This is a genomic window from Bradyrhizobium sp. USDA 4452, from assembly GCF_054063575.1.
On sequence record NZ_JBSSGK010000001.1, the window covers coordinates 6517951 to 6544028 of the forward strand.

At 65.1% G+C, this 26078-nt stretch carries 25 protein-coding genes; 15 read left to right on the forward strand and 10 right to left on the reverse strand.

Annotation, left to right across the window (positions count from 1 at the left end):
- Window positions 1-98: 98 nt before the first annotated feature.
- Window positions 99-1658 (forward strand): porin, encoded by a 1560-nt coding sequence (locus tag ACVISU_RS30520; protein WP_063695346.1) that lies wholly within the window; start codon window positions 99-101, stop codon window positions 1656-1658.
- Between the two features lie 157 nt (window positions 1659-1815).
- Here the strand turns inward: ACVISU_RS30520 and ACVISU_RS30525 are convergent, their stop codons facing one another.
- Complete coding sequence (locus ACVISU_RS30525; protein WP_456709413.1) at window positions 1816-2091, reverse strand: hypothetical protein; 276 nt, start codon at window positions 2089-2091, stop codon at window positions 1816-1818.
- 205 nt (window positions 2092-2296) lie between these two features.
- Between ACVISU_RS30525 and ACVISU_RS30530 the strand changes: the two genes are divergently transcribed.
- Window positions 2297-3439: an alpha/beta hydrolase family protein gene (locus ACVISU_RS30530; RefSeq protein ID WP_456709414.1), complete on the forward strand. Its 1143-nt coding sequence runs from the start codon at window positions 2297-2299 to the stop codon at window positions 3437-3439.
- 43 nt (window positions 3440-3482) lie between these two features.
- Here ACVISU_RS30530 and ACVISU_RS30535 read toward each other — a convergent pair whose 3' ends face one another.
- The 3 genes from ACVISU_RS30535 to ACVISU_RS30545 all read right to left on the reverse strand — a co-directional run bounded on the left by ACVISU_RS30535 (window position 3483) and on the right by ACVISU_RS30545 (window position 6292).
- Window positions 3483-3887 carry a DUF4864 domain-containing protein gene (locus ACVISU_RS30535; protein ID WP_050401115.1) on the reverse strand — a complete coding sequence of 135 codons (405 nt, stop codon included), beginning with the start codon at window positions 3885-3887 and terminating at the stop codon, window positions 3483-3485.
- Window positions 3888-4161: 274 nt separating this feature from the next.
- Window positions 4162-5676 carry a lysozyme inhibitor LprI family protein gene (locus tag ACVISU_RS30540; RefSeq protein ID WP_456709415.1) on the reverse strand — a complete coding sequence of 505 codons (1515 nt, stop codon included), beginning with the start codon at window positions 5674-5676 and terminating at the stop codon, window positions 4162-4164.
- A gap of 67 nt (window positions 5677-5743) precedes the next feature.
- Window positions 5744-6292, reverse strand: coding sequence for a cupin domain-containing protein (locus ACVISU_RS30545; RefSeq protein WP_050401113.1), 549 nt, complete (start codon window positions 6290-6292; stop codon window positions 5744-5746).
- A 148-nt stretch (window positions 6293-6440) separates the two neighbouring features.
- Here ACVISU_RS30545 and ACVISU_RS30550 point away from each other — a divergent pair, with 148 nt between their 5' ends.
- A complete protein-coding gene (locus ACVISU_RS30550) occupies window positions 6441-7769 on the forward strand; it encodes an aminotransferase class III-fold pyridoxal phosphate-dependent enzyme (RefSeq protein WP_456709416.1) in 1329 nt (442 codons plus the stop codon).
- A 106-nt stretch (window positions 7770-7875) separates the two neighbouring features.
- A complete protein-coding gene (locus tag ACVISU_RS30555) occupies window positions 7876-9141 on the forward strand; it encodes a D-amino acid dehydrogenase (protein ID WP_456709417.1) in 1266 nt (421 codons plus the stop codon).
- Window positions 9142-9263: 122 nt separating this feature from the next.
- Here the strand turns inward: ACVISU_RS30555 and ACVISU_RS30560 are convergent, their stop codons facing one another.
- The gene (locus ACVISU_RS30560; RefSeq protein WP_456709418.1) at window positions 9264-9467 is read right to left on the reverse strand and encodes a hypothetical protein; all 204 of its coding nucleotides are present in this window, start codon (window positions 9465-9467) and stop codon (window positions 9264-9266) included.
- Between the two features lie 143 nt (window positions 9468-9610).
- Here ACVISU_RS30560 and ACVISU_RS30565 point away from each other — a divergent pair, with 143 nt between their 5' ends.
- Window positions 9611-9979: a hypothetical protein gene (locus ACVISU_RS30565; protein ID WP_456709419.1), complete on the forward strand. Its 369-nt coding sequence runs from the start codon at window positions 9611-9613 to the stop codon at window positions 9977-9979.
- A 209-nt stretch (window positions 9980-10188) separates the two neighbouring features.
- Here the strand turns inward: ACVISU_RS30565 and ACVISU_RS30570 are convergent, their stop codons facing one another.
- On the reverse strand, window positions 10189-10830 hold the full coding sequence (locus tag ACVISU_RS30570; RefSeq protein ID WP_050401109.1) for a TetR/AcrR family transcriptional regulator: 642 nt from the start codon (window positions 10828-10830) through the stop codon (window positions 10189-10191).
- A 150-nt stretch (window positions 10831-10980) separates the two neighbouring features.
- On the opposite strand from ACVISU_RS30570, the gene ACVISU_RS30575 reads away from it, so the two are divergent.
- From ACVISU_RS30575 to ACVISU_RS30585, 3 genes are read left to right on the forward strand one after another with little or no spacing between them, the layout of a single operon-like run.
- On the forward strand, window positions 10981-11478 hold the full coding sequence (locus ACVISU_RS30575) for a (2Fe-2S)-binding protein (protein WP_456709420.1): 498 nt from the start codon (window positions 10981-10983) through the stop codon (window positions 11476-11478).
- Window positions 11475-12521 (forward strand): FAD binding domain-containing protein, encoded by a 1047-nt coding sequence (locus ACVISU_RS30580; RefSeq protein ID WP_456709421.1) that lies wholly within the window; start codon window positions 11475-11477, stop codon window positions 12519-12521. Before ACVISU_RS30575 ends, ACVISU_RS30580 begins: the two co-directional genes overlap by 4 nt.
- A gap of 3 nt (window positions 12522-12524) precedes the next feature.
- The gene (locus ACVISU_RS30585) at window positions 12525-14795 is read left to right on the forward strand and encodes a xanthine dehydrogenase family protein molybdopterin-binding subunit (protein ID WP_456709422.1); all 2271 of its coding nucleotides are present in this window, start codon (window positions 12525-12527) and stop codon (window positions 14793-14795) included.
- Window positions 14796-14935: 140 nt separating this feature from the next.
- Here ACVISU_RS30585 and ACVISU_RS30590 read toward each other — a convergent pair whose 3' ends face one another.
- The gene (locus tag ACVISU_RS30590; protein ID WP_456709423.1) at window positions 14936-15583 is read right to left on the reverse strand and encodes a cupin domain-containing protein; all 648 of its coding nucleotides are present in this window, start codon (window positions 15581-15583) and stop codon (window positions 14936-14938) included.
- A gap of 181 nt (window positions 15584-15764) precedes the next feature.
- On the opposite strand from ACVISU_RS30590, the gene ACVISU_RS30595 reads away from it, so the two are divergent.
- The 7 genes from ACVISU_RS30595 (at window position 15765) to ACVISU_RS30625 (ending at window position 24138) form a co-directional block, all read left to right on the forward strand.
- A complete protein-coding gene (locus ACVISU_RS30595) occupies window positions 15765-16532 on the forward strand; it encodes an ABC transporter substrate-binding protein (RefSeq protein WP_456709424.1) in 768 nt (255 codons plus the stop codon).
- 177 nt (window positions 16533-16709) lie between these two features.
- Complete coding sequence (locus ACVISU_RS30600) at window positions 16710-17363, forward strand: amino acid ABC transporter permease (RefSeq protein ID WP_050401103.1); 654 nt, start codon at window positions 16710-16712, stop codon at window positions 17361-17363.
- Entirely contained in the window at window positions 17360-18091 is a 732-nt protein-coding gene (locus tag ACVISU_RS30605) for an amino acid ABC transporter ATP-binding protein (protein ID WP_038378946.1), read from the forward strand. Before ACVISU_RS30600 ends, ACVISU_RS30605 begins: the two co-directional genes overlap by 4 nt.
- A 191-nt stretch (window positions 18092-18282) precedes the next feature.
- Window positions 18283-19575: an NAD(P)/FAD-dependent oxidoreductase gene (locus ACVISU_RS30610; RefSeq protein WP_456709425.1), complete on the forward strand. Its 1293-nt coding sequence runs from the start codon at window positions 18283-18285 to the stop codon at window positions 19573-19575.
- 80 nt (window positions 19576-19655) lie between these two features.
- Window positions 19656-22886 (forward strand): adenylate/guanylate cyclase domain-containing protein, encoded by a 3231-nt coding sequence (locus ACVISU_RS30615; protein WP_456709426.1) that lies wholly within the window; start codon window positions 19656-19658, stop codon window positions 22884-22886.
- A gap of 48 nt (window positions 22887-22934) precedes the next feature.
- Window positions 22935-23435 carry a hypothetical protein gene (locus ACVISU_RS30620; protein WP_456709427.1) on the forward strand — a complete coding sequence of 167 codons (501 nt, stop codon included), beginning with the start codon at window positions 22935-22937 and terminating at the stop codon, window positions 23433-23435.
- 7 nt (window positions 23436-23442) lie between these two features.
- On the forward strand, window positions 23443-24138 hold the full coding sequence (locus tag ACVISU_RS30625) for a class I SAM-dependent methyltransferase (protein WP_456709428.1): 696 nt from the start codon (window positions 23443-23445) through the stop codon (window positions 24136-24138).
- 17 nt (window positions 24139-24155) lie between these two features.
- Here the strand turns inward: ACVISU_RS30625 and ACVISU_RS30630 are convergent, their stop codons facing one another.
- The 3 genes from ACVISU_RS30630 to ACVISU_RS30640 are packed head-to-tail and all read right to left on the reverse strand — an operon-like array spanning window position 24156 to window position 25875.
- Window positions 24156-25145, reverse strand: a complete 990-nt coding sequence (locus ACVISU_RS30630) for an alpha/beta hydrolase family protein (RefSeq protein WP_456709429.1) — start codon at window positions 25143-25145, stop codon at window positions 24156-24158.
- Entirely contained in the window at window positions 25145-25549 is a 405-nt protein-coding gene (locus ACVISU_RS30635; protein WP_456709430.1) for a PaaI family thioesterase, read from the reverse strand. The genes ACVISU_RS30630 and ACVISU_RS30635 overlap by 1 nt, the downstream gene beginning before the upstream one ends.
- The gene (locus ACVISU_RS30640) at window positions 25546-25875 is read right to left on the reverse strand and encodes an NIPSNAP family protein (RefSeq protein ID WP_456709431.1); all 330 of its coding nucleotides are present in this window, start codon (window positions 25873-25875) and stop codon (window positions 25546-25548) included. Before ACVISU_RS30640 ends, ACVISU_RS30635 begins: the two co-directional genes overlap by 4 nt.
- Window positions 25876-26078 lie beyond the last annotated feature (203 nt).

The window sequence follows — 26078 nt, forward strand, 5'->3', positions numbered from 1 at the left end:
GACCACGAGCATCTTGAAAATGGCTGCGCCGCAGCGGTTTTCGGGAGGGGAACGTTTGTCGCTTTGCCAGCAGTGCAAGGCATCACTTGGAGGATAGCATGAAGATAATTAAGGGCCTCTTGTTGGCCTCGGTGGCAACTCTCGCCGCGAGCAGTGGCGCCATGGCGGCCGACCTTCCGGTCAAGGCCAAGGCAGTCGAGTACGTGAAGGTCTGCTCGCTCTATGGCCCGGGCTTCTACTTCATTCCGGGCACCGACACCTGCATCAAGCTGGGCGGCTACCTGCGCGTCGACGTTCTGGCGAACACCAACTCGGACCACACCGGCAACTACGCCGGCGCGGGCGGCGCACAGAACCGCTTCACCAACGGTTACACCTGGCGCTCGCGTGAAGACCTCAACGTCGACACCCGCACCGCGACCGAGTACGGCGTGGTTCGCACCTTCTTCGATGCGACCTTCAGCTGGACCTCGGACAGCTACGGCGCGGGCGCGGCGGCTGGCTCGACGGTCTACTCGCCGATCGGAACGTCTGCTGCGCCGAACAACGCAAGTTCGGGCGGTGTCGCCGCCGGCACGGTCGGCGTCTACTACGCCTTCATCCAGTTCGCCGGCTTCACCATGGGTAAGGCGGTCTCGCAGTTCGCGACGCCATGGGCCAACTATCCCGGCAACAACTTCGACGGTCTCGTCGGTGGCGGCGGTACGGTCACGGGTGTGAACCAGTTCACCTACACCGCGCAGTTCGGCAACGGCGTGTCGCTGGCTTTGTCGGCCCAGGATCAGTCGGCCTACTATCAGGCCGGCGTGCAGAATCTCGGCGTGCAGGGGACCGGCGCGCTCGGTCCTTACGGTGCGAGCGACTATGCCGGCACGATTGCTCCGGATCTGGTCGCCTCGCTCCGCGTCGACCAGGCCTGGGGTCTGTTCCAGGCGTCGTTCGCGGCGCATGACAATCACGCGGCCTATTACGGCGCCACCGAGTTGACCGGTCATCCCGACGACAAGTGGGGCTGGGCGGGTCAGCTGGCGCTGTCGATCAAGAACATCCCGACCGGACCCGGCGATACCATCAACGTCCAGGGCGTCTATACCAACGGTGCGACGCGCTACAACATCCAGGATCTCTCGGGGGCCGGTGCGTTCACCACCTTCGGCAACACCAGCGTTCCCGGTGCCTACCAGAGCATCGGCTTCGGCATCGCGCCGGACAGCGTGTTCGTCAGCGGCGGCTCGCAGCAGCTGATCACGACGTACGGCGTGCGCGGTGCATACGTGCACAACTGGAATCCCTATTGGAACACCAGTGTCTATGGTGCGTGGGCCCAGGTGAACTACAACGGCACCGCCAAGAGCTACATCTGCGGCCCGGGCGGGACCGGCGTGGGCGGCTCGTTCGGCGTCCTGATCGGCGCCACCTCGAACCTGACCTCGTGCAATCCGGACTACAGCGTTGCCCAGATCGGTACGCAGACCCAGTGGACCCCGGTGAAGAACCTGACCTTCTCGGCTGACTTCACCTACACCCATCTGGATCAGAACTACGCGGGCACGATCACCTACCCGGGTAGCGCTGCGATCGGCAAGCCGGCCGCGGTCTACTCCCTCAGCAACCAGGATACCTACATGTTGCTGCTGCGCGCGCAGCGCAACTGGTAAGGCCCGGTAGATCCGGACTTGATCGCGACCCAAAGCCTCGACGGGAAACTGTCGGGGCTTTGATTTTGAAAGAAGAGCCTATTATATGATTTACTAACATTATTGCATCATGTACAAACCGTGTGTCGGTTGCTCTGCCGACCATGACGAGGAGATATCAGACTTCTTCATGAACTAACCTCCAAAGCCTCCGGCAATGCCCTGCCGGAGGCTTTTTATTTGCGATGAACGACGATGAATTCGCGATCTGTGAAGTCACGGCCGAGTGAAGTGCGGCACGCTGGTTCTCGCGATCTCGTGAGCGCGCTGCAAGTTCGCTGCACGAGGCAAGCGAGTTGGCGGTATCCTGAACATGACCGAGCATCTGCTCGGCAACGATTGCCGCAGCAACATTCCACTCAGGCATAAGCGCAACGCATTCCTGCGCCGCCATATCAACATTTGCCGCCGCCGAATTACTTCAATTATATGAATCAGTATTGGAATAATTTCTTGGGAGGGCCGGGTGATTGGCGTTCGCGATTTCAGCGCCGATTTCGCGCGGCCACCGAGGCGCCGGCACGCCGACGCCAATGGGCGGACTCGTATCGATAACGCGTACCGGCGGCAGAGCCGGGCTGCGAACGAGTTGACCAAATATGCGTGACCACTGTGGGGCGCGTGGTGCCTCGTCGAGCAGCGTCGAGTTCGATGACAAGGGCTGGCCCGCCTGGCCGGATCGCGAGGATCTGTCGGCGGAGTTCATCAAGCTCCTGGCCGCAGCACAGGAAGGCGGTTCGACGGTCTCCGAATGCTGGTTGACATTGAGCAAGATAAACCTCGCTTCGGAGAGCTCGTGGTCCGCGGAGTGGATCAAGACCGCGGAACGGAACGAGACGAGAGCCGAGCATTCGCTGCTGAACAACAATCTGGTCACCGCACGTCGCAACTGGCTTCGGGCTACGACCTACTTTCACGCCGCCGCAAGGCCTCCCGGATACGCCAACGATTTGCTGAACCGTGCCGTCGACGGCATGCGGCGGTGCGCAACCAGCTTCTTGAAGAGCCGGGTTCCGGTCGGCCAGGTGCTCTCGATTCCCTGGACCGAGGACCTGTCCCTTCAAGCCTACTATCTGCCGTCAGCCTTTCGCGACGATGGACCCGTCATCGTGTGCGTCGGCGAGCCGGGTTCCTACAAGGAAGAGTTGATCACCAAATACGCAGGTCATGCCAACGAGCGCGGGTTCTCGCTGCTCGCCGTGGATCTGCTGGGGACGCAGACGGCCTTGTCGCCGGAACGGCTCGAGGGCCACAAGTTCGAAGCCGCCATGAGCCGGGTGCTCGATTTTCTTTGGGAGAAGCCCGGTGTCGACAGCACGCGGATCGCCATCGTCGCGGACGCCTGCAACTCCTCCTTGGTCGCCCGCGCAGCCGCAAGTGACGCCCGCTTTGCCGCCGCGGTGTGCGACGCCGGAATTTGGGACTCGCACGAGAAGAGTTTCTTCTATCGGCAAGCCGGCGACGGCGAGCAGGCCGGATGGCTCGACGAAGCCAATGCGATCTCGCGGAGCATCGATTGTCCGCTCCTGGTCACCGCGGGCGAGGGCGGCTGGCTTCTTCCCGGCGCCCTGATCGAATTCGGCGATCAATTGAGCAGCATTCATCGCGACGCCAGCCTGATCCTGTTCAGGCGCGCCGAAACCGCTGCGATGCAGGGGCATATCGACAATCCTACTTTGGCGAATGAAGTCATCTTCGACTGGCTTGAAGACAGGCTTCGGCTGAGAAAAGGCTTGTCCTGAAGCGACCGGCCCAAGGCGACCGATGCGGCGCCGATCCGTGCGGTCACACCGCCTGGCCTGCCTTCTGCAATGAGCAGCCGGTGATCTTCAAACTGCCGTCGGCCTGCCGCTCCAGCGTATAGAGCGCCTCCCACGCCTCGCCATTGGCGTCGACGATCTGAACGCGCTGCGCGATCCGGTCGCCGTCGCTCTGCGCCGCGCCGAATTCGAAGCTCCTGTGGCGATAGACCGGCGCGTACTGGTTCTGCACCATCGACATGAAGATATCGGCCTGCGGAAATATCTGCCGGATCGCCGGCGCGGCATAGGAATAGGCCGCCGCGGCATCGTCGCGGCCGAACGCCTGCTCCTGGGCGCGGATCACGCCTTGCGCGGTGGCGACGTCATCGGCGATCGCCGGCGAGGCGAGGGCGAACAGGATGGCGGCAATGAGGGCGATCGCGCGCATGCGGATGCTCCGTGGCGACTGCCCCAGCTTACGTGAAAGCCGGTCGCATGGTTTCACCAACGATCGATCTCCTCAGAAAATTGATCTGCCGCAAGGTTCCTTCCGGCCGGCGCACTAGCCTTGATTCGTCAACCTTGGAGGACTGCCATGACCCTCGATACCATTCTCGTTGTCATCGCCGTAACCATGATGTTCGGGACGGTCGCCTTCGTGATCGCCTATGGCGACAGGCAGACGCGCAATTTGTGACCGTAACAGCCCGCCATCCGACTCTTCAGCGGATCGAGCCCTTGAGATTGTCGATGTCGGGCGAGGGGCGGGCGGGAAACAGCCGCGCAGTCGAGGAGTTGTCGAGCCGGCGCTTGCATTTGGCTTCGTCGGCGCTGTCGTCGGTGCGCTTCTTGGCAAAGGCATCGTCCTGCCGGTTGACGATCAGCATCGCGTGGTCGCGCTCGAGCGTATCCGGATTCTCACGCTGCGCGTCGGAGCGGAATGCGCCGCCGATCATCTTGCCCGTCATCTCGTAATCGCAGCCGGCCTTCCAGTCGCCCTGGTCCCACTTCCATCCGACGGCCTTCAGCGTGCCGTCCTTCTCCGCGGTGACCTTGATGATGGCGTTGTAGGCGAGCCAGATGCCGGCCAGCCCGCTGCGCTTGTCGTCGAAGCCGTCGAGCAGCGCCAGGCGCTCGCGCTGCAAGCCGTTGACGTGATCGCGCGCATCGACGGTGAAGTGGACCTGCGAGTTCTGCTTGTTCCAGGCCGGATGCAGGAATTCCGGGAATTGTTGGGTCTGGCTCTTCACCCAGTTGCGCTGGTCGTCGATCAGCGCGCGCCGCGTCGCCTCGTCGAGCCGCGGCTGTAGCGCCTTCCAGGCGCGGTTCAGCCGCTGGTCGTTGTCGGCGAGATCAGGATCGGCGCAGATCTCCTCGTCGGTTGCGGTCTCGGGCCTGGTGCAGTCGAAGGTCGGCGCGACGAACGCGGTGTCGGCCTTGTCGGATGCCGCATCCTTGCCGACAGCAAAGTAGCTGCCGGTGACCTGCCACATCGACGAGCAGTCGTTGAGCCCGGCAAACTCCTCGTCATCGATGCTGCCGACGATCCGCAAGGTCTCGCCCTGGCGGCGGAGTTTTATTGAAGGTGGTTTGGCGGGGACGGCGGCCGCGTCTGTCTTGGGCTTGTCGGCGGATGCGTCCGCTTCGATCACCACGGCACCAGAGGGCCAGCCAGTCCCCGAGGTCTTCAACTCGGCGGTGAGCTTGCAGCTCCGCCTGCGGTCGCCGCCATAATCGCCGCGCAGATCGGCGGCGAGGCGATAGCCGCCGCCGTCGGCCGGCGTCAGCTTGACACTGCCGAACGCATTGACCCATGTGCCTGACAGGCCGCTCCGGCCGGATCCGATACCGTTGAGGGCTGCCGCCCGGCGCCGTAAAGCCTCGGCAAAAGCCTGCTTCAGCTCGTCCTCGTTGGCATCGGCGCGCACCTCGGCGGCGTCGATGATCATCTCGTTGAACCAGGCCTGGTCGCGCTTCAGCAGCGGCTTGACATTGGCCGGCAGCTTGCTAAGCGCCGCATCGAACGCCTTGTCGATCTGCGCCACGAGCTTGTCATAGCCGGCCTTCCTGCAGTCGGCAGTCTTGATCCGGTCGTCGCCGCTATTGCCGCACAGGCTGATCGTGGTCGGTGCGCTGCTCGAGGCCCGCAGATAATCGTCCATCGCCAGCGATGGGTCGCCGGAGGCAAGGACCGTGATGGCCGCGACGGCGGCGGCAAGCCATGGGGAGCGAGGCATCGATGTCACCCGCAAGGCCGCGACATGCGGCTCTTGCGGCTTGGGTCGCGCAGCGCCTGCGCCGGGTTCAAAATGTCGGCGGCGTGCAGGCCGAGATCACCTCGCACGGCTTGGCGCCGATGCAGCGGAAGCGGTGCGGGCGGCGGCTTTCGAAGTAATAGGCATCGCCGGCATTGAGCACCCGCCGCTCGTCGTCGACCGTGACCTCGAGCCGGCCCGAGACCACGATCCCGCCTTCCTCGCCTTCGTGCACCAGCGGCACCCGGCCGGTGTCGCTGCCGGGCTCGTAGCGCTCTTTCAGGATCTGCAACGCCCGTCCGAACAGGCTGTCGCCGATCTGCAGGTAGGAGATCGGCTTCTTGCCGATCTCGGTCAGCTCGTCGGCGCGATAGAACGCCTTGCGCGGCCGCTCCGGCTCGATCGCGAAGAACTCCGCAAGCCCCATCGGAATGCCGTCGAGGATCCGCTTCAGCGCGCCGACCGACGGGTTCATCTGGTTGGATTCGATCAGCGAGATCGTCGAATTGGTCACGCCGGAGCGCTTGGCGAGCTCGCGCTGCGACATCTTGTGCCGCGCGCGGATGAATCGAAGCCGACCGCCGATGTCGACGCTCATGACAGATCCCTGTTGCAGGTGTTGCGGATCGAACAAATCTTGGCAGACCGCCTCAGCAAGATCAATGGCTTGCGCTGCGACAGAAAAGGACTTGTTGAGTGCACCGAAGAGTGGTCCGACTACGCATCCCCAGCCCATGGAGTGCGCCGTGACCGTTCATCAGATTCCGAACACCATCAAGACCGATTCGTTCTGGATGCCGTTCACGGCCAACCGGCAGTTCAAGAAGGCGCCGCGGCTGTTCTCCTCCGCCAAGGGCATGTACTACACCTCGGTCGATGGCCGGCAGGTGATCGACGGCTCCGCGGGTCTCTGGTGCGTCAACGCCGGCCATGGCCGGCCGCAGATCGCGGCCGCGGTCGAGCGCCAGCTCTCCACGCTGGATTTCGCACCGTCGTTCAACATGGGCCACCCGCTGGCGTTCGATTTCGCCGAGCGCCTCGCCGAGATCGCCCCGAAGGGGCTGGACCGGATCTTCTTCACCAATTCGGGCTCCGAATCGGTCGACACCGCGCTGAAGATCGCGCTGGCCTATCATCGCGCCGCCGGCCAGCCGACCCGCACCCGGCTGATCGGCCGCGAGCGCGGCTATCACGGCGTCGGCTTCGGCGGCATGTCGGTCGGCGGCATGGTCGCCAACCGCCGCCAGTTCGCGACCCATCTGCCGGGCGTCGACCACATCCGCCACACCCATGATCTCGCCCGCAACGCCTTCGCCAAGGATCAGCCGGACCATGGCGCCGAGCTCGCCGACGACGTCGAGCGGATGGTCGCGCTGCATGGTGCGGACACCATCGCGGCCGTGATCGTCGAGCCTGTGCCGGGTTCGACCGCGGTGCTGCCGGCGCCGAAGGGCTATCTGCAGCGGCTGCGCGAGCTCTGCACCAAGCACGGCATCCTGTTGATCTTCGACGAGGTCATCACCGGCTTCGGCCGCCTCGGCGCGCCGTTCGCCGCCAACTTCTACGGCGTGACGCCGGACATGATGACCACCGCCAAGGGCATCACCAACGGCACCGTGCCGTGCGGCGCGGTGTTCGCCAGCCGCCAGATCCATGACGGCCTGATGGTCGGTCCTGATAACGCCATGGAGCTGTTCCACGGCTACACCTATTCGGCGCATCCGGTGGCCTGCGCGGCGGGTCTTGCCACGCTCGACATCTACAAGGACGAGGGTCTGTTGACCCGCGGCGCCTCGCTCTCCGAATACTGGCGCGATGGCCTGCATTCGCTCAAGGGCCTGCCGAACGTCGTCGACATCCGCAACCAGGGCCTGATGGGCGCGGTCGAAGTCGGACCGCGCGAGGGCGTCGTCGGCGCGCGCGGCTACGACATCATGGTCGACTGCTTCAACCGCGGCCTCTACTTCCGCATGAGCGGCGACTCGCTTGCGCTGTCGCCGCCCTTGATCGTCGAGAAGTCGCACATCGACGACATCGTCTCGATCCTCGGTGACTCCATCAAGCGGGTGGCCTGATAATTGCTAGCTGGCTGATCGCTAGCTCTACAAATTGCTGTCGCCGTTGCGAAGCAGAGTGGTTTCGCAGCGGCGATTGCGTTTTCGCTGCAGGATGTGAGGAAAAGTGAAGGTCCTGGTTCTCGGCAGTGGCGTGATCGGCGTCACCTCGGCCTATTATCTTGCGCGCGCCGGCCACGAGGTGACGGTGATCGACCGTCAGCCGAAGCCCGCGCTCGAAACGTCCTTTGCCAATGCCGGCGAGGTGTCGCCGGGCTATTCGTCGCCCTGGGCCGGCCCCGGCGTGCCGGTCAAGGCGGTGAAGTGGCTCTTGATGAAGCACGGCCCGCTGGTGATCCGCCCGAAGCTCGATCCCGTGATGTGGCTCTGGCTTCTGAAGATGCTGCGCAACTGCACCACGGCGCGCTACGCGGTGAACAAGAGCCGGATGATCCCAATCGCGGAATACAGCCGCGACTGCCTGCAGGCGTTGCGCAGCGAGATCGGCATCAAATACGACGAGCGCGCGCAGGGCACGCTGCAGCTGTTTCGCGAGCAGGCCCAGCTCGACCACACCGGCGACGACATCGCCGTACTCAAGCAGTATGGCGTCCCATTCGAAGTGCTCGACCGTGACGGCTGCATCAAGGCAGAGCCGGCGCTGGCCGGCGTGAAAGAGAAATTCGCCGGCGGGCTGCGGTTGCCGCATGACGAGACCGGCGACTGCCACATGTTCACGCAGGCCCTAGCGCTGGAAGCCGAGAAGATCGGCGTGCGCTTCAACTTCAATGTCGGCATCGACGGCTTGAACGCGGATGCCACCCGCATCACCGGCGTTGCCACCAGTGCCGGCCTGATGACCGCCGACGCCTATGTGCTCGCGCTCGGCAGCTACTCGCCGCATCTGGTGCGGCCGCTCGGCATCTTGCTGCCCGTCTATCCCGTGAAAGGCTATTCGATCACGGTGCCGATCAAGGACGCGGCGGGTGCGCCGGAATCCACCGTGATGGACGAGAGTTACAAGGTCGCGATCACCCGGCTCGGCGATCGCATCCGGGTCGGCGGCACCGCGGAGATCTCGGGCTATTCGACCAAGCTCTACGACGCGCGGCGCGCGACGCTGGACCATTCGCTGACCGATCTGTTTCCGCGCGGCGGCGATCTTCCGAAGGCCAGCTTCTGGTGCGGCCTGCGCCCGATGACGCCGGACGGCCCGCCGGTGATCGGCGCGACACGGTTTGCCAATCTGCATCTCAACACCGGCCACGGCACGCTGGGCTGGACCATGGCCTGCGGCTCGGGCCGGGTGCTGGCCGACATGCTGTCCGGCAAGAAGCCCGAGATCGACACCAAGGAGCTGTCGATCAAGCGCTACGACGCGAGGTTCGGCTGACCACTCAAGCGGGCGGGCTAGTCGTAGCCCGCGCGCCTGATCAGCGGCGGGGCAATGCCGGCGAGAGGCGAGGCTGGCCTTCCTCGGCGATGTCCCAGCTGCAATTTGCGCGCGCACCGGGCCTAGGCGATGTCGAACTCGTCCTGCATCGCCGTCACGGTGTCGCGCAGTTCGCTTTCCTTTGCCTCATCCAGCGCGGTCTGTCGCGTGCCGCCGAGATCCCAACTTGGGCTGTAGCCCTTCAGGCGGATCAGCTTCAGTCCTTTGACGCCGGATCGCCTTTCCAGTTCGGCCGTGATCTCGTGCTGCATCTGAAGTGTTTTCATCGGGCATCTCCCGGAACGCTGTTTCCGCTCAACAGGACACCCGGCATCATGTTCCTCGTGCTGCGCTGAACGTGAACCTGCTGCCCAGGAACGACTGCCTCGCGGACTTCGTTGCTCCGGCTCGAACCAGGAAAGGATGTCACATGAAGAAATTGGCTATGATCGGGTTGGCCGCGGCGATGGTGCTCTCGACACCGCTCGCCTTTGCGCAAGGAGCGGGTGGTGGAGCAGGCGGGGCCGGGGGCGGATCGGCTGGCGGCGCGGGCGCAGGGACGGGAAGTTCGAGCTCAGGAACCGGCACCGGCACCGGCTCGTCGGGCACCGGCGGCACCACGGGAATGGGAACGGGCTCGGGCATGAGCAATCCACCCGGCAGCACCACCGGCAGCATGAACAACCCCGGCAGTTCGACGCCGAATTATTCGACCGATCCGAATAACAATTCCGCGACCGGGACCGGAACGTCGAACCTTCCAGGCAACAACAGCGGAACGCGGACCAATCCGCGATAGTCACAAAAGCCCCGCCTCGCGCGGGGCTTTTCGTTGCCCAGGATCGATCAACGAAAAGCCCGGCACGCTGGCCGGGCTGGATCGCAAATATTCACTACAGCAAATATGAGTTTGGACTTAGCAATGTGCCGATCTAGCCGAAAGCCGGCCAGTTGGTCTGTGCACTTTGGCACATTTGCCGGGGGCTTCTTTCGGCTGCTCCGGTAGGGCTATGCTTGGCGCGGTTTTCGCTTCGGTTTCTTCGCAGGCTTTGCCGTCGGCGCCTTGTGATCGGGCTGCACCCGCAAGCCGTCCACGAACACATCGAGCAGCCTGAGCGCCGTGGTCTGCCAGCCCGGCTGGTCGTGCATGTAGCACATGCCGATCAGCGCGCGCAGCACGTCCTCGGCGCTGATGTCGTCGCGAATGGCGCCGGCGGCGACGGCGCGCGCGAGCAGGGTGCCGATCGCCTTGGTCAGGCGATCGAACGAATAGGCTTGCAGCTCGCTCGAGCCGGCCGCGACCAGCGCCAGCGCTGCGACCATGCCCTTCTTGGTCGCGACGAATTCAACATTGGCGCGCAGCCAGCGCCGCAGCGCCGCGACCGGCTCGGGCGCGCATTGCAACTGCTCGGCAAGATCGCCGAGCTGCGCGACCTCGCGGCGATAGACCGCCTCATACAGCGCCTCGCGGGTCGGGAAGTGGCGATACAGCGTGCCGATGCCGACGCCGGCATGGCGCGCCACGGCCTCCAGACTCGCCTCGTTGCCGCCGGCCGAGAACACAGCCTTGGCCGCTTCCAGCACACGCTCGCGGTTGCGCACGGCGTCGGCGCGCGGCTTGCGGACTATTTCTGGTGAAGAATCGGCCATCCTTTTCTTTTCATCCTCCCTTGTAAACGGAGGATGCCTCCGTATATGGCGACCAGCACCGGGCCTGACAAGGCGCGCCGATCATGCATCGGCGGCCACGGGCTCGCGTTGCCTCGATTCAACCCGACCATACACGGATCGGAGCCCCGCATGAATCTTCCACTCAGTCTCACCATCAACGGCGTGCGCAGGGAAATTACCGTCGACGACCCCCGCGTCACCCTGCTCGACCTGCTCCGCGAGCGGCTCGACCTCACCGGAACCAAGAAGGGATGTGACCGCGGCCAGTGCGGCGCCTGCACCATCTTGGTCGACGGCCGCCGCATCAATTCCTGCCTCGCGCTCGCCGTCAGCCATGACGGCGCCGAGATCGTCACCATCGAAGGCGTCGGGCACGGCGGCGAGCTGCATCCGGTGCAGGCCGCCTTCATCGCCCATGACGGCTTCCAGTGCGGCTTCTGCACCCCGGGCCAGATCATGAGCGGCATCGGCCTGATCGGGGAAGGCCAAGCCGGCGACGACCCGGAGCGGGTGCGCGAATGCATGAGCGGCAATTTGTGCCGCTGCGGCGCCTATCAGGGGATCACCGAAGCCGTGCTCGAGGCACAATCCAACATGACCGCCAGCAAGCAGAGGCGCTCCGCATGATGAACTTCGATTATGTCAGGCCGGCCAGCGTCGCGGACGCGATCGCGGCGGGCTCCGAGAAGGGCGCGAGCTATCTCGCCTCCGGCACCAATCTGCTCGATCTGATGAAGGGCGGCGTCAGCCGGCCGAGCCGTCTCGTCGACCTCACGCGGCTGCCCGGGCTCGATCGCATCGAGCATCTTCCCGACGGGAGCCTGCGCATCGGCGCGCTGGTGCGCAACGCCGATCTCGCGCATGACGCCGGCTTCGCGAGCAACTATCCCGCGGTCGCCGAGGCATTGTTGTCGGGCGCGTCCGCGCAGCTGCGCAATGCCGCGACGGTTGGCGGCAATCTGATGCAGCGGACCCGCTGCGCCTATTTCTACGACGCCGGCAGCGCCTGCAACCGGCGCTGGCCGGGTGCCGGCTGCGATGCGCTGAACGGCGAGAATCGCCTGCACGCGGTGCTCGGCTGGAGCGAGGGCTGCATCGCGACCCATCCGTCGGATTTCTGCGTGCCGCTGGTCGCGCTCGATGCCATCGTCGAGATCGAGGGCAAAAGCGGCCGGCGCGAGCTGCCGCTCGAGGCGCTGCATCGGTTGCCCGGTGAGACGCCGGAGCGCGAGACCGCGCTGGAACGCGGCGATCTGATCGTCGCGCTGCGCCTGCCGGCCGAGGCGCAGGGCTTTGCGAAGCATGCCCGTTACATCAAGGTGCGCGAGCGGACCTCCTACGCCTTCGCCGTTGTCTCGGCGGCAGCTAGCCTGCGCATCGAGGACGGCAGCATCCGCGAGGCGCGGATTGCGCTCGGCGGCGTCGCCGCCAAACCGTGGCGGGCGCGCGAGGCCGAGCAGGTGCTCGCAGGCGCTGCGCCGGATGTGGCTGCTTATCGCGAGGCGGCACGCGCCGCACTCGCCGGCGCAAAACCGTCCGGCGACAACGCCTTCAAGATCGAGCTCGCGCAGCGCATCCTCGTGCGCGCGCTCACCCTTGCTGCCGCAGGCACGCCGGACCGGATTCCCGCTTTGCCCGGCTCTCCCTTTTCCTCCGTTGCAGGAGCGTAACGCATGACGGTTGAACTCAGTCTGACCCGCGACCCCGCCCATATCAGGCACGGCTCGAATATCGGCCAGCCGATGACCCGCACCGACGGTGTGCTGAAGGTCACCGGCAAGGCGCGCTACGCCGCCGACAACCATCCGCCCGGCATGGTCTATGCCGTGATCGCGACCAGCTGCATCGCACGCGGCCGTGTCAAATCGCTCGACGTCGCCGCCGCCAAGCGCCATCCCGGCGTGATCGACGTGATGACGCCGGCGCACAAGCCTGAACTTGCCGAAGACCCCGACGCCAAGGGCAACCCGTTCGCCTTCCGCATGGAGCTGTTGCAGAGCGACGAGGTGCGCTACGCCAACCAGGCGATCGCGGTCGTGATCGCCGAGACGCTGGAGGCCGCGACCGAGGGCGCCGCGCTGCTGTCGCCGCGCTATCAGGTCGAGATCGCACGCGTCGGCCTCGACGCCGGCGAGCCCTACACGCCGCCGGTGGTCGGTATCGGCAATCCCGCCGAAGTCCGCCACGGCGACATCGACGCCGGCATGGCTGCCGCGTCGAAGCTGACCGATTCGACCTACGAAACCCCGGCGCAATATCACAACGCGATGGAGCCGCATGCGATCGTCGCGGTGTGGGACGGCGACCGGCTGTTCATCGATACGCCGAGCCAGGGCATGGGCTTCGCACAGATGCGCATCGCCGGCTTGTTCGGCATTCCGCCGGCGAACATCCACATCAACAGCCCGTTCCTCGGCGGCGGCTTCGGCTCCAAGGGGCTGATCTCCGGGCCGCAGGTGCTCGGGATCATGGCCGCCAGGCTGATCGGCCGTCCGGTGAAGCTCGTGCTGCGCCGCAGCCAGATGTATGGCCCGGTCGGCCATCGTCCGCCGACCCGCCAGCGCATCCGGATCGGCACCGACGATGCGGGCCAGCTCACCGCGATCAATCACGAGGCGCGCGTCACGACGTCGAGCTTCGACGATTTCTACGAGCCCGCCGCCGACGCCTCGCATACGCTCTATGCCAGTCCTGCGATCCGCACCGCGCACGAAGCGGTGCGCGTCGACACCGGCACGCCGCTGTTCATGCGCGCGCCGGGCGAGGCTACCGGCTCAATCGTGCTGGAGAGCGCGATCGACGAGGCGGCGTTCGCCTGCGGCATCGATCCGCTGGAGTTTCGGCTGAAGAACTACGCCGAGGTCGAGCCGACCACCGGCAAGCCGTTCTCCTCCAAGGCGCTGCGCCAGTGCTACGCCAAGGCCGCCGAACGGTTCGGCTGGGCCGGCCGTCCGTTGCAGCCGAAGCAGATGCGCGACGAGAACGGCTTTCTGGTCGGCTGGGGCATGGGTACCGCGACGTTCCCGGCGATCATGTTCCAGGGCAATGCGCGGGCGGTGATCCGCGCCGATGGCAAGGGCGTGATGGAGACCGGCGCGCACGACATGGGGCAGGGCGCCTGGACCGCGCTGGCGCAGATCTCGGCCGACTCGCTTGGTCTGAATTTCGATCAGCTGACGTTCCGCTCCGGCAGCTCCGATCTGCCCGATGCCGGCATCGCCGGCGGTTCGGGGCATACTGCAACCGTCGGCGCCGCGATCCACAATGCAGGTGCGGCCGTGATCGCAAAGCTCGCCGAGCTTGCGACCTCGGATGAGCGCTCGCCGCTGTTCGGCGCCGGCAATGCCGGCGTGGTGGCGCGGGCCGGGCGGCTGCACCGCCGTGACGACGATGCGCGCAGCGAGAGCTATGCCGAGATCCTGGCGCGCGCCGGCCTCGCCGAGGTCGACGCGACAGGGAGCGGGGCAGCCGATGCGACGGCGCAGTCGCAATATGCGATGCACGCGCACGGTGCTGTCTTTGCCGAGGTCAAGGTCGATCCGGAGCTCGGCCAGATCCGCGCCACGCGGCTGGTCGGCGCATTCGCTGCGGGCCGCATCATCAATCCGTTGCTGGTCGAGAGCCAGCTACGCGGTGGCATGATCTGGGGCCTCTCCTTCGCGCTGCATGAGGAGGCGGTGATGGACCATCGTTCCGGCCGCATCCTCAATGCGAACCTCGCCGAGTATCATGTGCCCGTGAATGCCGACGTGCCGCCGATGGATGTCATCACCGTCGACGAGCACGATCCGCACGTGAACCCGCTCGGCATCAAGGGCGTCGGCGAGATCGGCATCACCGGCAGCGCCGGCGCCGTCGCCAACGCCGTTTTCCACGCCACCGGCATCCGGGTGCGGAATTTCCCGATCAAGATCGAGGAGATCGTGATGGGGTTGGGAAGCTAGCTTTCTCCGTCATTGCGAGCCACCCGGTCGGCGCGAAGCGGCGCCGGATGACAGGCTCCGCGAAGCAATCCATATCACCGCGCATGCGGAACGATGGATTGCTTCGTCGCTTCGCTCCTCGCAATGACGGCAGCCGAAAATCACCCCGCCGCCGTCACGGAATTCACCCACAGCACCACGGCCTTGGCATCGCGGGCCGGATTGGAAAAGCGATGCGGCCTGCGGCTGGCGAAGCGGAAGCTGTCGCCCTGCTTCAGCGTCCAAGTCTCGCTATCGACGGTCAGCGTCATCTCGCCTGACAGTACGAGGCCAGCCTCCTCGCCGTCATGGGTGTAGAACTCGTCGCCGGTGTTGCCGCCGGGGTCGAGATGGACCAGGAACAGATTGAGCCGGCTCTCGCTGCCCGCCGGGCTCAGCAGCTGCTTTGAAATGCCGGTGCGCCACAGCTTCAGCTCGGCGCGCTGCACCTCCCGGGTGACAACGCCATTGGTGTTGTCATCCCGCGGCGCTGCGCCGAACAGCGCGGCGATGCCGACGCCGAGCACGTCGGCGAGTGTCGCCAGCACGCGCAGCGAGGGCGACGACAGGCCGCGCTCGATCTGGCTGATGAAGCCGATCGAAAGCTCGCTGCGCGCGGCGACAGTTTCCAGCGACAACTGCTTGGTGCGACGCAGGTCGCGGATCCGGCGTCCGACCGCGAGATCCATCGCGGGTTCGGCCGGCTTCTTCACGGGCTTTTTGGCCGCCCGGCGGGCTGTCACGAGCTTCGCTGCCGCGCCTTTGCGCATTCTCCTGCCGCCGCTCACGTCAGCCCGCTTCCTTCATGTGCATGAAAACCGCTTGCATTGGCCGCGGTTTCGTGACCACAATTTCATATTGGTGAAAATAGGCCGGAACGGCGTCGCCCGCAACCAAAAGCGCCGAAACAGCGGGCGAGGCGGCACCGGCGCCAGTTTGGGAGGTGGTGCGATGTCCTTTCAGCGTCTCGTTCAGGCCGCAGTCGCGGCGCTCGCCCTTGCCGTGAGTACGCCGTCGGGCGCGCAGCAGGTGCTCAAGGTCGGCTCGACGCCGACCGGCATCCCCTTCACCTTCCTCGACACCAAGACCAATTCGATCCAGGGCATCATGGTCGATCTCGCCACCGAGATCGGCAAGGACGCCGGCTTCACCGTGCAGATCGAGCCGATGCAATTCTCGGCGCTGATCCCCTCGCTGACCGCGAACAAGATCGACATCATTGCCGCCGCGATGTTCGCCACCGCCGCGCGCAAGGAGGTGATCGACTTCTCCGAGCCGGTCTACACCTATGGCGAAGGTCTGGTGGTGCCGAAGGCCGACACCAAGGCCTATGCCTCGCAGGAGGACCTGAAGGGCACGGTGGTCGGCGCCCAGGTCGGCACGGCGTTCGTCGACGCGCTGAAGAAGACCGGGCTGTTCAGCGAGGTCAAGGTCTACGACACCATTCCCGACATCCTGCGCGATGTGAATGCCGGCCGCCTCAAGGCCGGCTTCGCCGACTATCCGATCCTCGCCTACAATCTGCAGCAGGGCAATTTCGCCGACGTCCGGCTGGTCGACGGCTACAAGCCGGTCACCGTCGGCACGGTCGCGATCGGTGTCCGCAAGAGCGACACCGAGCTCTTGGCCAAGATCAACACCTCGCTGGTGAAGCTGAAGGCCAACGGTACGATCGCCAAGATCCTGGAGAAATGGGGCCAGAAGGCCAGCGCGTCGTGAAGGCCGGTGCTTCGGCGGAATTCAAGTGATCCGTCATCCTGAGGAGCCTGCGCAGCAGGCGTCTCGAAGGATGCACGGCCCGGCCGGTGGCCGTCGACCCTTCGAGACGCGCTGCGCGCTCCTCAGGGTGACGGAAACGATATTCGAGCGTGTGACGGGACTGGATATCTCTAACCGATGCAGAAATTCTTCCATGACGCCGTCGAGTTCGTGCCGATCCTGTTGCAGGGCGTCTGGCTGACCATCGTCGTCACTGTCGGCTCGCTCCTGCTGTCGACCGTGCTCGGGCTGGTGTGGGCCTTGATGCGGGTGTCGGGAATTCGCATCCTCACAGGGCTCAGCGCCGCGCTGATCAACGTGATCCGCGGCATCCCGATCATCGTGCTGCTGTTCTACATCTATTTCGTGATGCCCGATTTCGGCATCGCGCTGTCGGCGCTGCAGGCCGCGATCATCGGCCTCGGCATCGCCTATTCGGCCTATCAGGCGGAGAACTTCCGCGCCGGCATCGAGGCGATCGACAAGGGGCAGATCGAGGCGGCGCAGACCATCGGGATGGGCTGGTGGCTCACCATGCGGCGCGTGGTGCTGCCGCAGGCGGTCAGGATCATCCTGCCGCCCTACGGCAACATCATGATCATGATGCTGAAGGACTCCTCGCAGGCATCGACCATCACGGTGGCCGAGCTCGCATTGCAAGGCAAGCTGATCGCCTCCTCGACCTTCAAGAACACCAGCGTGTTCACGCTGGTGGCGCTGATGTATCTCACCATGAGCATCCCGCTCATCCTGCTGGTTCGGCACTTCGAGAACAAGGCGAACCGCAAATGATCGAGCTGCGCGACGTCCACAAGAGCTTTGGCAAGGTCGAGGTGCTGAAGGGCATCACGGCCTCGGTCGCCAGGAGCGAGGTGGTCTGCATCATCGGTCCGTCCGGCTCCGGCAAGTCGACCATCCTGCGCTGCATCAACGGGCTCGAGAGCTACGATCGCGGCGAGATCAGCGTCGAGGGCGCACGCGTCGACAGCAATGACCGCTCGATCGTCGCGATCCGTACCCAGGTCTCGATGGTGTTCCAGCGCTTCAACCTGTTTCCGCACCGCACCGCGCTCGAGAACGTCATCGAGGGCCCGCTCTATGTGAAGAAGGAGCCGCGCGAACAGGCGATCGCCCGCGGCCGCGCGCTGCTGGCGCAGGTCGGCCTTGCCGACAAGGCCGAGGTGCATCCGCCAAAGCTCTCCGGCGGCCAGCAGCAGCGCGTCGCGATCGCGCGAGCGCTGGCGATGCAGCCGAAGGCGATCCTGTTCGACGAGCCGACCTCGGCGCTCGATCCCGAACTGGTCGGCGAGGTGCTGTCGGTGATGCGCAAGCTTGCCGATGACGGCATGACCATGGTCGTCGTCACCCATGAGATGGGCTTTGCCCGCGACGTCGCCGACCGCGTCCTGTTCATCGACGGCGGCGTCATCGTCGAGCAGGGCGCCGCCAAATCCGTCCTCAACCAACCGCAACACCCGCGCACCCAGGATTTCCTGCGCCGCGTGCTGCACCCGTTGTGATTGGAAGATGATGTCGTCTGGTCGAGTCGTTGCATCAACGGTTCACCTCTCCCCTTGTGGGAGAGGTCGGATTGCATCGTCAGATGCAATCCGGGTGAGGGGTTACGCTCTCTCGTGGGACCTGAATCCCTCACCCGCGCCTTCGGCGCGACCTCTCCCCGATGGGGAGAGGTGAAACGCGAGCTCCAGTCATGACCGCAATATCACGCCTGCCGCTGCCACCGAGTCTCTACGCCGACACCGCGGTGGAGGCGACGCCGACGCCACAGTTGACGTCGGACAAGAGCGTGCCGGTTGCGATCATCGGCGGCGGCTTCACGGGTCTGTCCACCGCGCTGCATCTCGCCGAGCAGGGCGTGTTCGCGACCGTGCTGGAGGCGCAGGAACCGGGCTGGGGCGCCTCCGGCAACAATGGTGGCCAGACCAATCCCGGGCTGAAGCACGACCCCGACCAGATCGAGCAGGATTTCGGCGCCGATCTCGGTCGCCGCATGATCGAATTTTCCTACGGCACCACCAACTTCACCCACGATCTGATCCGCCGCTACCAGATCCCCTGCGAGGCGCGGCAGAACGGCACGCTGCGCGCCGCCTACAATGAAGCCAGCGCGACCGCGATCGAGACCACGGCCAAGCAGTGCATCCGGCGCGGCATGCCGGTGAAACTGCTCAACGCCGCCGAGCTGCGCGAGATGACCGGCAGCGACCGCTATCTCTGCGCCATGCTGGATGCGCGTGGCGGCGACCTGCAGCCGCTGAGCTACGCGCGCGGCCTGGCGCGTGCCGCGATCGGCGCCGGCGCCGCCGTCCATGGCGAGACGCCGGCGCTGTCGCTCCGCCGTGATGGCGGCCGCTGGCGGATCGAAACGCCGCGTGCAATCGTCCATGCCGACAAGGTGCTGCTCGCGACCAACGGCTTTACCGACGATCTCTGGCCGGCGCTCCGCCGTACCATCGTGCCGGTGTTCTCGTCGATCGCGGCGACCGCGCCGCTGTCCGACGCGGTCGCAGCCTCGATCATGCCGGGCCGCCCGGTGCTCTACGAAAGCGGCCACATCACGGTCTATTACCGCATCGACCAGCACAACCGCCTCTTGATGGGCGGCCGCGGCCCGATGCGCTGGATCAGCAAGCCGACCGACGTCGCCTACCTGATTCGCTACGCCGAGCGGCTGTGGCCGCAGCTCAAAGGCGTCAGCTGGACCCATGGCTGGAACAGCCGTCTTGCCATCACCGCCGATCACTATCCGCACGTCCATGCGCCGGCCGAGAATCTGCTGATCTCGCTCGGCTGCAACGGCCGCGGCGTCGCGCTCTCGACCGCGATGGGCGCGCAACTCGCCCGCCGGCTGATCGGAGGTACGAATGCCGAGATCGACATGCCAGTGACCGGCATCAAGCCGATCCCGCTGCACGCCTTCTGGCGGGTCGGCGTCACCACGGCGGTGCTGACCGGGCGGGTGAGGGACCGGCTCGGTGTGTGAAGGATTTAACACAATTACAGAATGTGCTGGGCTAATCTGACGCGTCGGATATATTCGCAGTCTTTATTGAAAGGCTGTTCATGCAGTGCGAGCGATGCGGTCATGCAAACCGGGCTGGCAACGATTATTGTGAAGATTGCGGTGCGCCGTTAGGCCTCAAATGTGATTCCTGTCACCATGTGAACGGGCCGTCCAGCCGCTTCTGCGGCCGCTGCGGAACCGTGCTCACCGCGACAGCCGCCCGGCCCGACGTGCCCTCGCAGCGGATGCTCCGTTCGCTCAGCAGCAAGGGCGGCGAGCGCAAGAACCTCACTCTGCTGTTTGCCGATATCCGCAATTCGACCAATCTGATCGACAGCCTCGGTGATCCCGAACTCGGCATGCGGCGCCTGGAGCCGGTGCTCGACCTGATGAAGGAAGCCGTCCACCGCTACGACGGCATCGTCAACAAGATTCAGGGCGACGGTGTGATGGCGCTGTTCGGCGCACCGCCGCGCCCCCATGAGGACCATGCGGTCCGCGGCTGTCTCGCCGCTCTTGCGATGCAGGATTCGGTTGCACGGCTGGGCGATCCCGGCATGCAGATCCGGGTCGGGCTGCACACCGGCGAAGTCGTCGTTCAGACGGTGGAAAACACCATCTATCAGACCTACGACGCCGCCGGCGCCAACGTCCATATCGCCAACCGGATGGAGCAGATGGCGGATGAGGGGGCGATCCTGGTCACCCGCGACACTTATCTCGGCGCCAGGCAATTCGTCGAGGTCCTGCCGCTCGGTATGCAGACTATTCGCGGCATCTCGACGCCCGTGGAGGTCTTCAGGCTGACCGGGCTGCTCAATGCGCCCGCGAGCGACGTCTTCCGCAGCGGCCGGCGCCTGACCTCGATGGTCAACCGAGTCGCGCAGACGGCGGCGCTCGACCATGAGCTGTCGCGTGCGGTTGGCGGCGCCGGCCGGGTCGTCGGCATGGTCGGCGACGCCGGCATCGGCAAGAGCCGGCTCTGCTTCGAGTTCACCGAAAGCTGCCGGCGCAAGGGTATTCGCGTCTACGAGGCCCGTGTGCTGGCGCACGGGCGCGCAACACCGTTCCAGCCCGTGCTCGAGCTGCTGCGCGACATCTTCGGCATCCGCAACAAGGAGCCGGTCGAGACCTCCCGGCGTCGCGTCATCGACCGGTTTGCCGAGATGGGCTCGTCGGACCAGGAACTGCTCGTGATGCTCGAGTTTCTCGGGCTCGCCGATCCGGAGCGGCCGGCTCCAAAGCTCGATCCACGCGCGCTGAAGCTGCAGCTGCTCGATCTCGTTCGAACCCTGGTGCGTGTCCGCCCCGGTGATACGCCGACGGTCGTCCTGATCGAGGATTTGCACTGGATCGACGCCGCGAGCGAGGAGTTCATCGAGACGCTGGTCGATGCGACCGTCGGCACCGCGACCTTGCTCGTGGTCAATTTCAGGCCGGGCTTCGCCGCTCCGTTCATGCAGCGTTCCCATTACCGTCAGATCGCGATACCTCCGCTGCCTTGGGCCGATTCGAACGAGCTGCTGCGCGAGCATTTTGGCAAGCATCCCTCGCTGGCCGCGCTGAGCAGCAACGTCATCGAACGGGCGCAGGGCAATCCGTTCTTCATCGAGGAACTTGCCAACACCGTCGTGGAACGCGGCAATGTCGAGGGCGAGCGCGGCAATTACCGGCTCAAGCACGGCGTCGACGCGGTGCCGCTGCCCGCGACGGTGCAGGCCGTCGTTGCCGCCCGTATCGATCATCTCGAGGAAGTCGCCAAGCAGGTGCTCGAAACTGCGGCCGTCATCGGCCGGCTTGTCGCGATGTCGGTGCTGCGTCCGGTTGCGGCGCTGCCGAACGACGATCTGCAGAACGCCATCGCGCAGCTCCGGCAGGCCGAGCTGCTGTACGACCTGCCGCCTTACGACAAGGGACTGCTGGCGTTTCGCCATCCATTGATCCAGGAAGTGGCCTATGCGACCCAGTTGCGATCGCGGCTCGTCACATTGCATGCCACCGTCGCCAAGGCGATCGAGAGCTTCGACTGGGGCAAGCTCGACGAGTTTGCCGGGTTGCTCGCCTATCACTACGAGGCCGCGGGCCAGCCACTGGAGGCGGTCTCGCATTTGCAGCGGGCGGCGCGCTGGATCGGCAAGACCAACTCCGCCGAGGCGATGAAGAGCTGGAAAAAGGTACGTGCCCTGCTGCAGGACCTGCCTTCGTCCGAATACGTCGACCGGCTGCGGGCGATGTCGAGCGGCCAGATCCTCAATTTCGGCTGGCGCGAGGGGATGTCCGCCGAAGAGGTCAAGCCCTACGCCGAGGAGGCGATCAAGTACGCACGCGCGGCGGACCCGGTGCACGAGCCGATCCTGCTCGGCGCCTATGGCAGGATCCTGGCCGCGACCGCGGCCGCCGACGACTATGTCAATCTCGTGCAGGGCGCCTTGAAGCTCACCTCCGGCACCGGAGACGTCGGACGATTTGCGACGGTCAACGCCATGCTGAGCCAGGCGTTCTTCCTGTCGGGCCGCCTCGGCGAGGCGCTGGATGCCGGGCAGGTCGCGGTCGACGCCATCGCCGAGCAGGGTGGTTTTCACGACAACGTCACACTCGGCCTCAACCCGAACCAGATTCTCGGCTTCGACGTCGAGCATTGGATCAAGTGCCTTGGCACCAGGATTCTGGTTCGGCTGGGCCGGTTCGATGAGGCCGAACGGCGGATTGCCGAGCTGTTGAGGGCCGAGCCGGAACGCTTCGCGGCCGTCGTGCAGTTCATTCCACATTTCGCGATGGTGGAGATGGGCTGGAGCCGCGGCCGGCCGGAACTCGCAAAGCCGCATGCGGCGAGGATCGCCGAACTGGCCGAGCAGTCCGGAACGCCCTACCTCAGGGTTGCCGCGGTCGCCAGTGCCGGCCTCGCCAGCGGCGCTGCCGGCGACTTCAAGGTCGCCGCGGCCCAGCTTCGGGAGGCAATCGACTTTGCACGCTCCGCGCGAGCCGGGCTGGAATTCGAGGCTCGCATGCTCGCCGATCTGGCCGAAGCGCTGTATCGCGCCGCCGACCATCACGCGGCCCTGCAAACGGCGGACGAGGCGCTGATGGTCGCGCGGCGAAGGACCGATCGCATCGCCGAGCTGCACGCGACCGTCATGCGCGGCCTGATCATCTGTGCCTTGGGCAGTACGTCACATGATGAGCTTGACGAGATTGTCGGCGGCGCTCAGAATCTGCTCGATGTCTCCGGGGCAGTCTACTTCACGCCACAACTCGATCAGCTTCGATTGCACCTTGAGCGACGCCACTAACGCGACGATTTTTTCATTTCTGGAAACAGCGTACTGAGGGGGTTTTTGATGGGACGGATGATTCAAGACGATACGACGCGCGATGTGCTGGACATGCTGAACAAGCGGTTTGGTCCCGGCGGGATCATGGAGATGGTCGAGCTGCAAAAGGAGTTCGACATCTTCTCTTCCGATCATCCCCTCGAGCAGTCCTTCAGGCTGATCGGGATCGAGCCGGCGGACCGGGGCGAGCGGCAGCGTTGGTACAACTTCCTCGGCACGCTGAAGGACTATCCGTCCGATCAGCCCAATGTGAACGGATACAAGCGGGTGATCCAGGCGTTCCGGCAAGCGCTCACGCAGAGCCCGTATCTGCCGGTGCTCGTGAGCGTTCACGCCATGAAGGAAAACCCGCAGGTGACGTTTGCGGCCGATGGCAGCGCGCCGCTGATCTACTCGACCCAGACGTATCGGGTGCTGTCGATCCCGACCAAGCCGAGCCAGGTCGCCCGCAAGGAGGTTGCGGCGGTGGCAAAGCAACGGCGGGCCAAGAAGGCCGCCAAGAAATGAGTGAGACATGAGCATGGCAACGGAGACCGCAGGTTCCGGCGTCGACGGCAACCGGGCGCGGTTCTCCGGTCTGTGTGCCGATGTCGAATCCTACTACAGCGCGCGGGTCGCCAAATACGGCGCCACCCCGCGCGGAGTGGACTGGTCTTGCCAGGCCACCCAGGACCTGCGTTTCGTCCAGCTGCTCAAGCTCTGCGATTTTTCCGCGCCGTTCAGCCTGAACGACATCGGCTGCGGATACGGTGCGCTGTGCGCCTATCTCGCGAAGCGCCACCCGCAGGCCGCGATCGACTATCTGGGGATCGACCTGTCGCTCTCCATGGTCAGCCGCGCGCGCCGCCGTTTCTCGGCGTCGGGACGGCGTTTCAAGGTCGGCAAAGTCAGTCCGCGTCGCGCGACCTATTCGGTCGCGAGCGGCATCATGAACATCAATGTCGGCGGCTCCCGTGCATCATGGGAAGCGTTCGTCGCCGAAATGCTGGCCGACCTCTGCCGCGCCAGCCTGCGCGGCTTCAGCGTCAACTTCATCATCGGCGAGGTCGCAGGCACGGCGGATGCGGATGCAGCACCAGTGCAGCTCTATCGCACCAGCCCCCAGCCTTGGATCCAATATTGCGAACGGGAGCTCGGCTGCACCGTCGAGACGATCGACGGCTACGGCATGAACGAAGTCACCCTGCTGGCGCGGTGCAACGAGTCCTGATCGGACCGCGTCCGCGCTCAGCGCGTTCCCGCTTCGCCCAGATGCTTTCTGAAGAACGCGACGGCCTCGGCGTGCAAGCGCTGATGAAACGCGACGCGATCGAAGCCGGGCGCGTCGGTGCAGATGCTTGGAATCTTCTCGGCCTCCTTCGGTGTGCAGGTTGCAAGGAAAGAGAAGTGCTTTGCGTCCTTCGCCAAATGATAGTCGGGCGGCGACGGAAGCATGTCCCTGACGTCGGCGGCGCAACAGCCCGACAGACCGTCGCCGCTTTGCGCGGGGTCCGAGCTCCAGAGTTGCACGGGGATCGTGACAGTCTTGAGGTTCTCGACCGCGAAGAACAGCACCGGATATGGATCGACGATGATCGCGGCCTTGATCCGTGGATCATGGACCACCGGCCCGCTCGGGTGCAGTCCAGCTCCGAGTTCCTTGCATGCTCGCAAGCTCGAGGCCTGGCAGTTCGGCAGTCCCTCGCGGAGATCGGGTGCGGCGCCGATCGCGACAAGGCCGGTGTACCCGCCCCAGGAAAACCCATAGAGACCGATGCGTGCGGCATCGATGCGCGCCGCGTCCGGCCAGCTTCCGAAGGCGTAATCGATTGCGCGCTTGATGTCGGCAGGGCGCTCGACGGTGACGGCAAGACTGTCCGTACCGCTGGTGTCGCGCTCGGTATCGGTCGGATGATTGATCGTCAGAACGATGAATCCTGCATCCGCCAGCGCCGCGGCAGTGTCGTGATGACCGCCAAGCCATCCACGCCTTCCATGCGAGATCACGATAAATGGCAGCTTGTCGCCCACGATCGGGCAGTCGTTCACGCCGAAGAATGTCCTGCCACCGCGGGCATCGATCTCGTGCGGCGTCTCCGCACAGGGATGCCATATGAGCCCTCGGATCGCGGGGCCGTCAGGACCGGCAGGCACGTCGAAGGCTCGTAGCCCGGCGGCCTGTGCCGCAGAGAGGCCAAGCAACAGCAGCGCGGACAATATCAAGGGAAGATGACGCATCACGATCGCTTGTCGAGAATTCGCAGTTCGGCGGTGGCGGTGGCGACGGTGATGTTTTCGGCGTCGGTCAGATCGGCCTCGACGATCATGTCGCGCCCGGTCTGCGAGATGACCTTCGCCTTGGCCGTGATCGGACCAACTCGCGCCGGCTTGAGAAATCGCGTGGCGAGGGCTTTGGTCACCACCGTCTGTGTTGCGGGAAGTGCTGCAAGCGCGCCGAGGCCCGTGGCCGAGTCCAGCATTGCGGCGAGGAAGCCGCCCTGGATCGTGCCATGGCGGTTGGTGAACAAGGGTTTCGCCTCGAAGCGGATCGAGGTGGTCTCGCCGTCGAAGCCCAGCCATTCGCGTCCAAGGAGCTGCGCGCCGGGCGGTACGTCTGCACTTGCTTCATTCAATTCGGTCACCGCGCTTGCTGCTCGGCCGCCTTCGGAAACAGCGGCCGGAAGAACGACCGATCGTACCGCGTGAAGCAGCCCGTCTCCTTTGCGAAGGCGATCGCCTTCTGAACTTCCGGATCGGCTGCGGAATCCTTTCGATATTGCTCGTAAGCGGCGAGGCTGGGAAAGCTGAACATCGCCAGCGCGACGTCGCTCGCGCCTTCGGATGGCAGGAAGTAGCCGTGATGGATGCCGCCAAACCGCGGCAGCAGGTCGAGCCACATTGCAGCATAGGCTTCGAACTCGGCGAGCTTGCCCAGCCTGACCTCGTAACGCAGGTAACAGGTAATCATCCCGCAGTGCTCCGAACCGTCGTCGAACTACCCGTCGTCACTATATCCCGGCGGTGGATTCGCGCCACTCCGGGCGTGCGCTCGATCGGGCAATCATGTCGCGAGAATGCGGAGCCGGATCCCATCCTCACCTGTCATCGCCCGGCCCGTGCGCAATTGCGCACATGGACCGGGCAATCCAGCGCGCCGCCGGAACGGCGGCG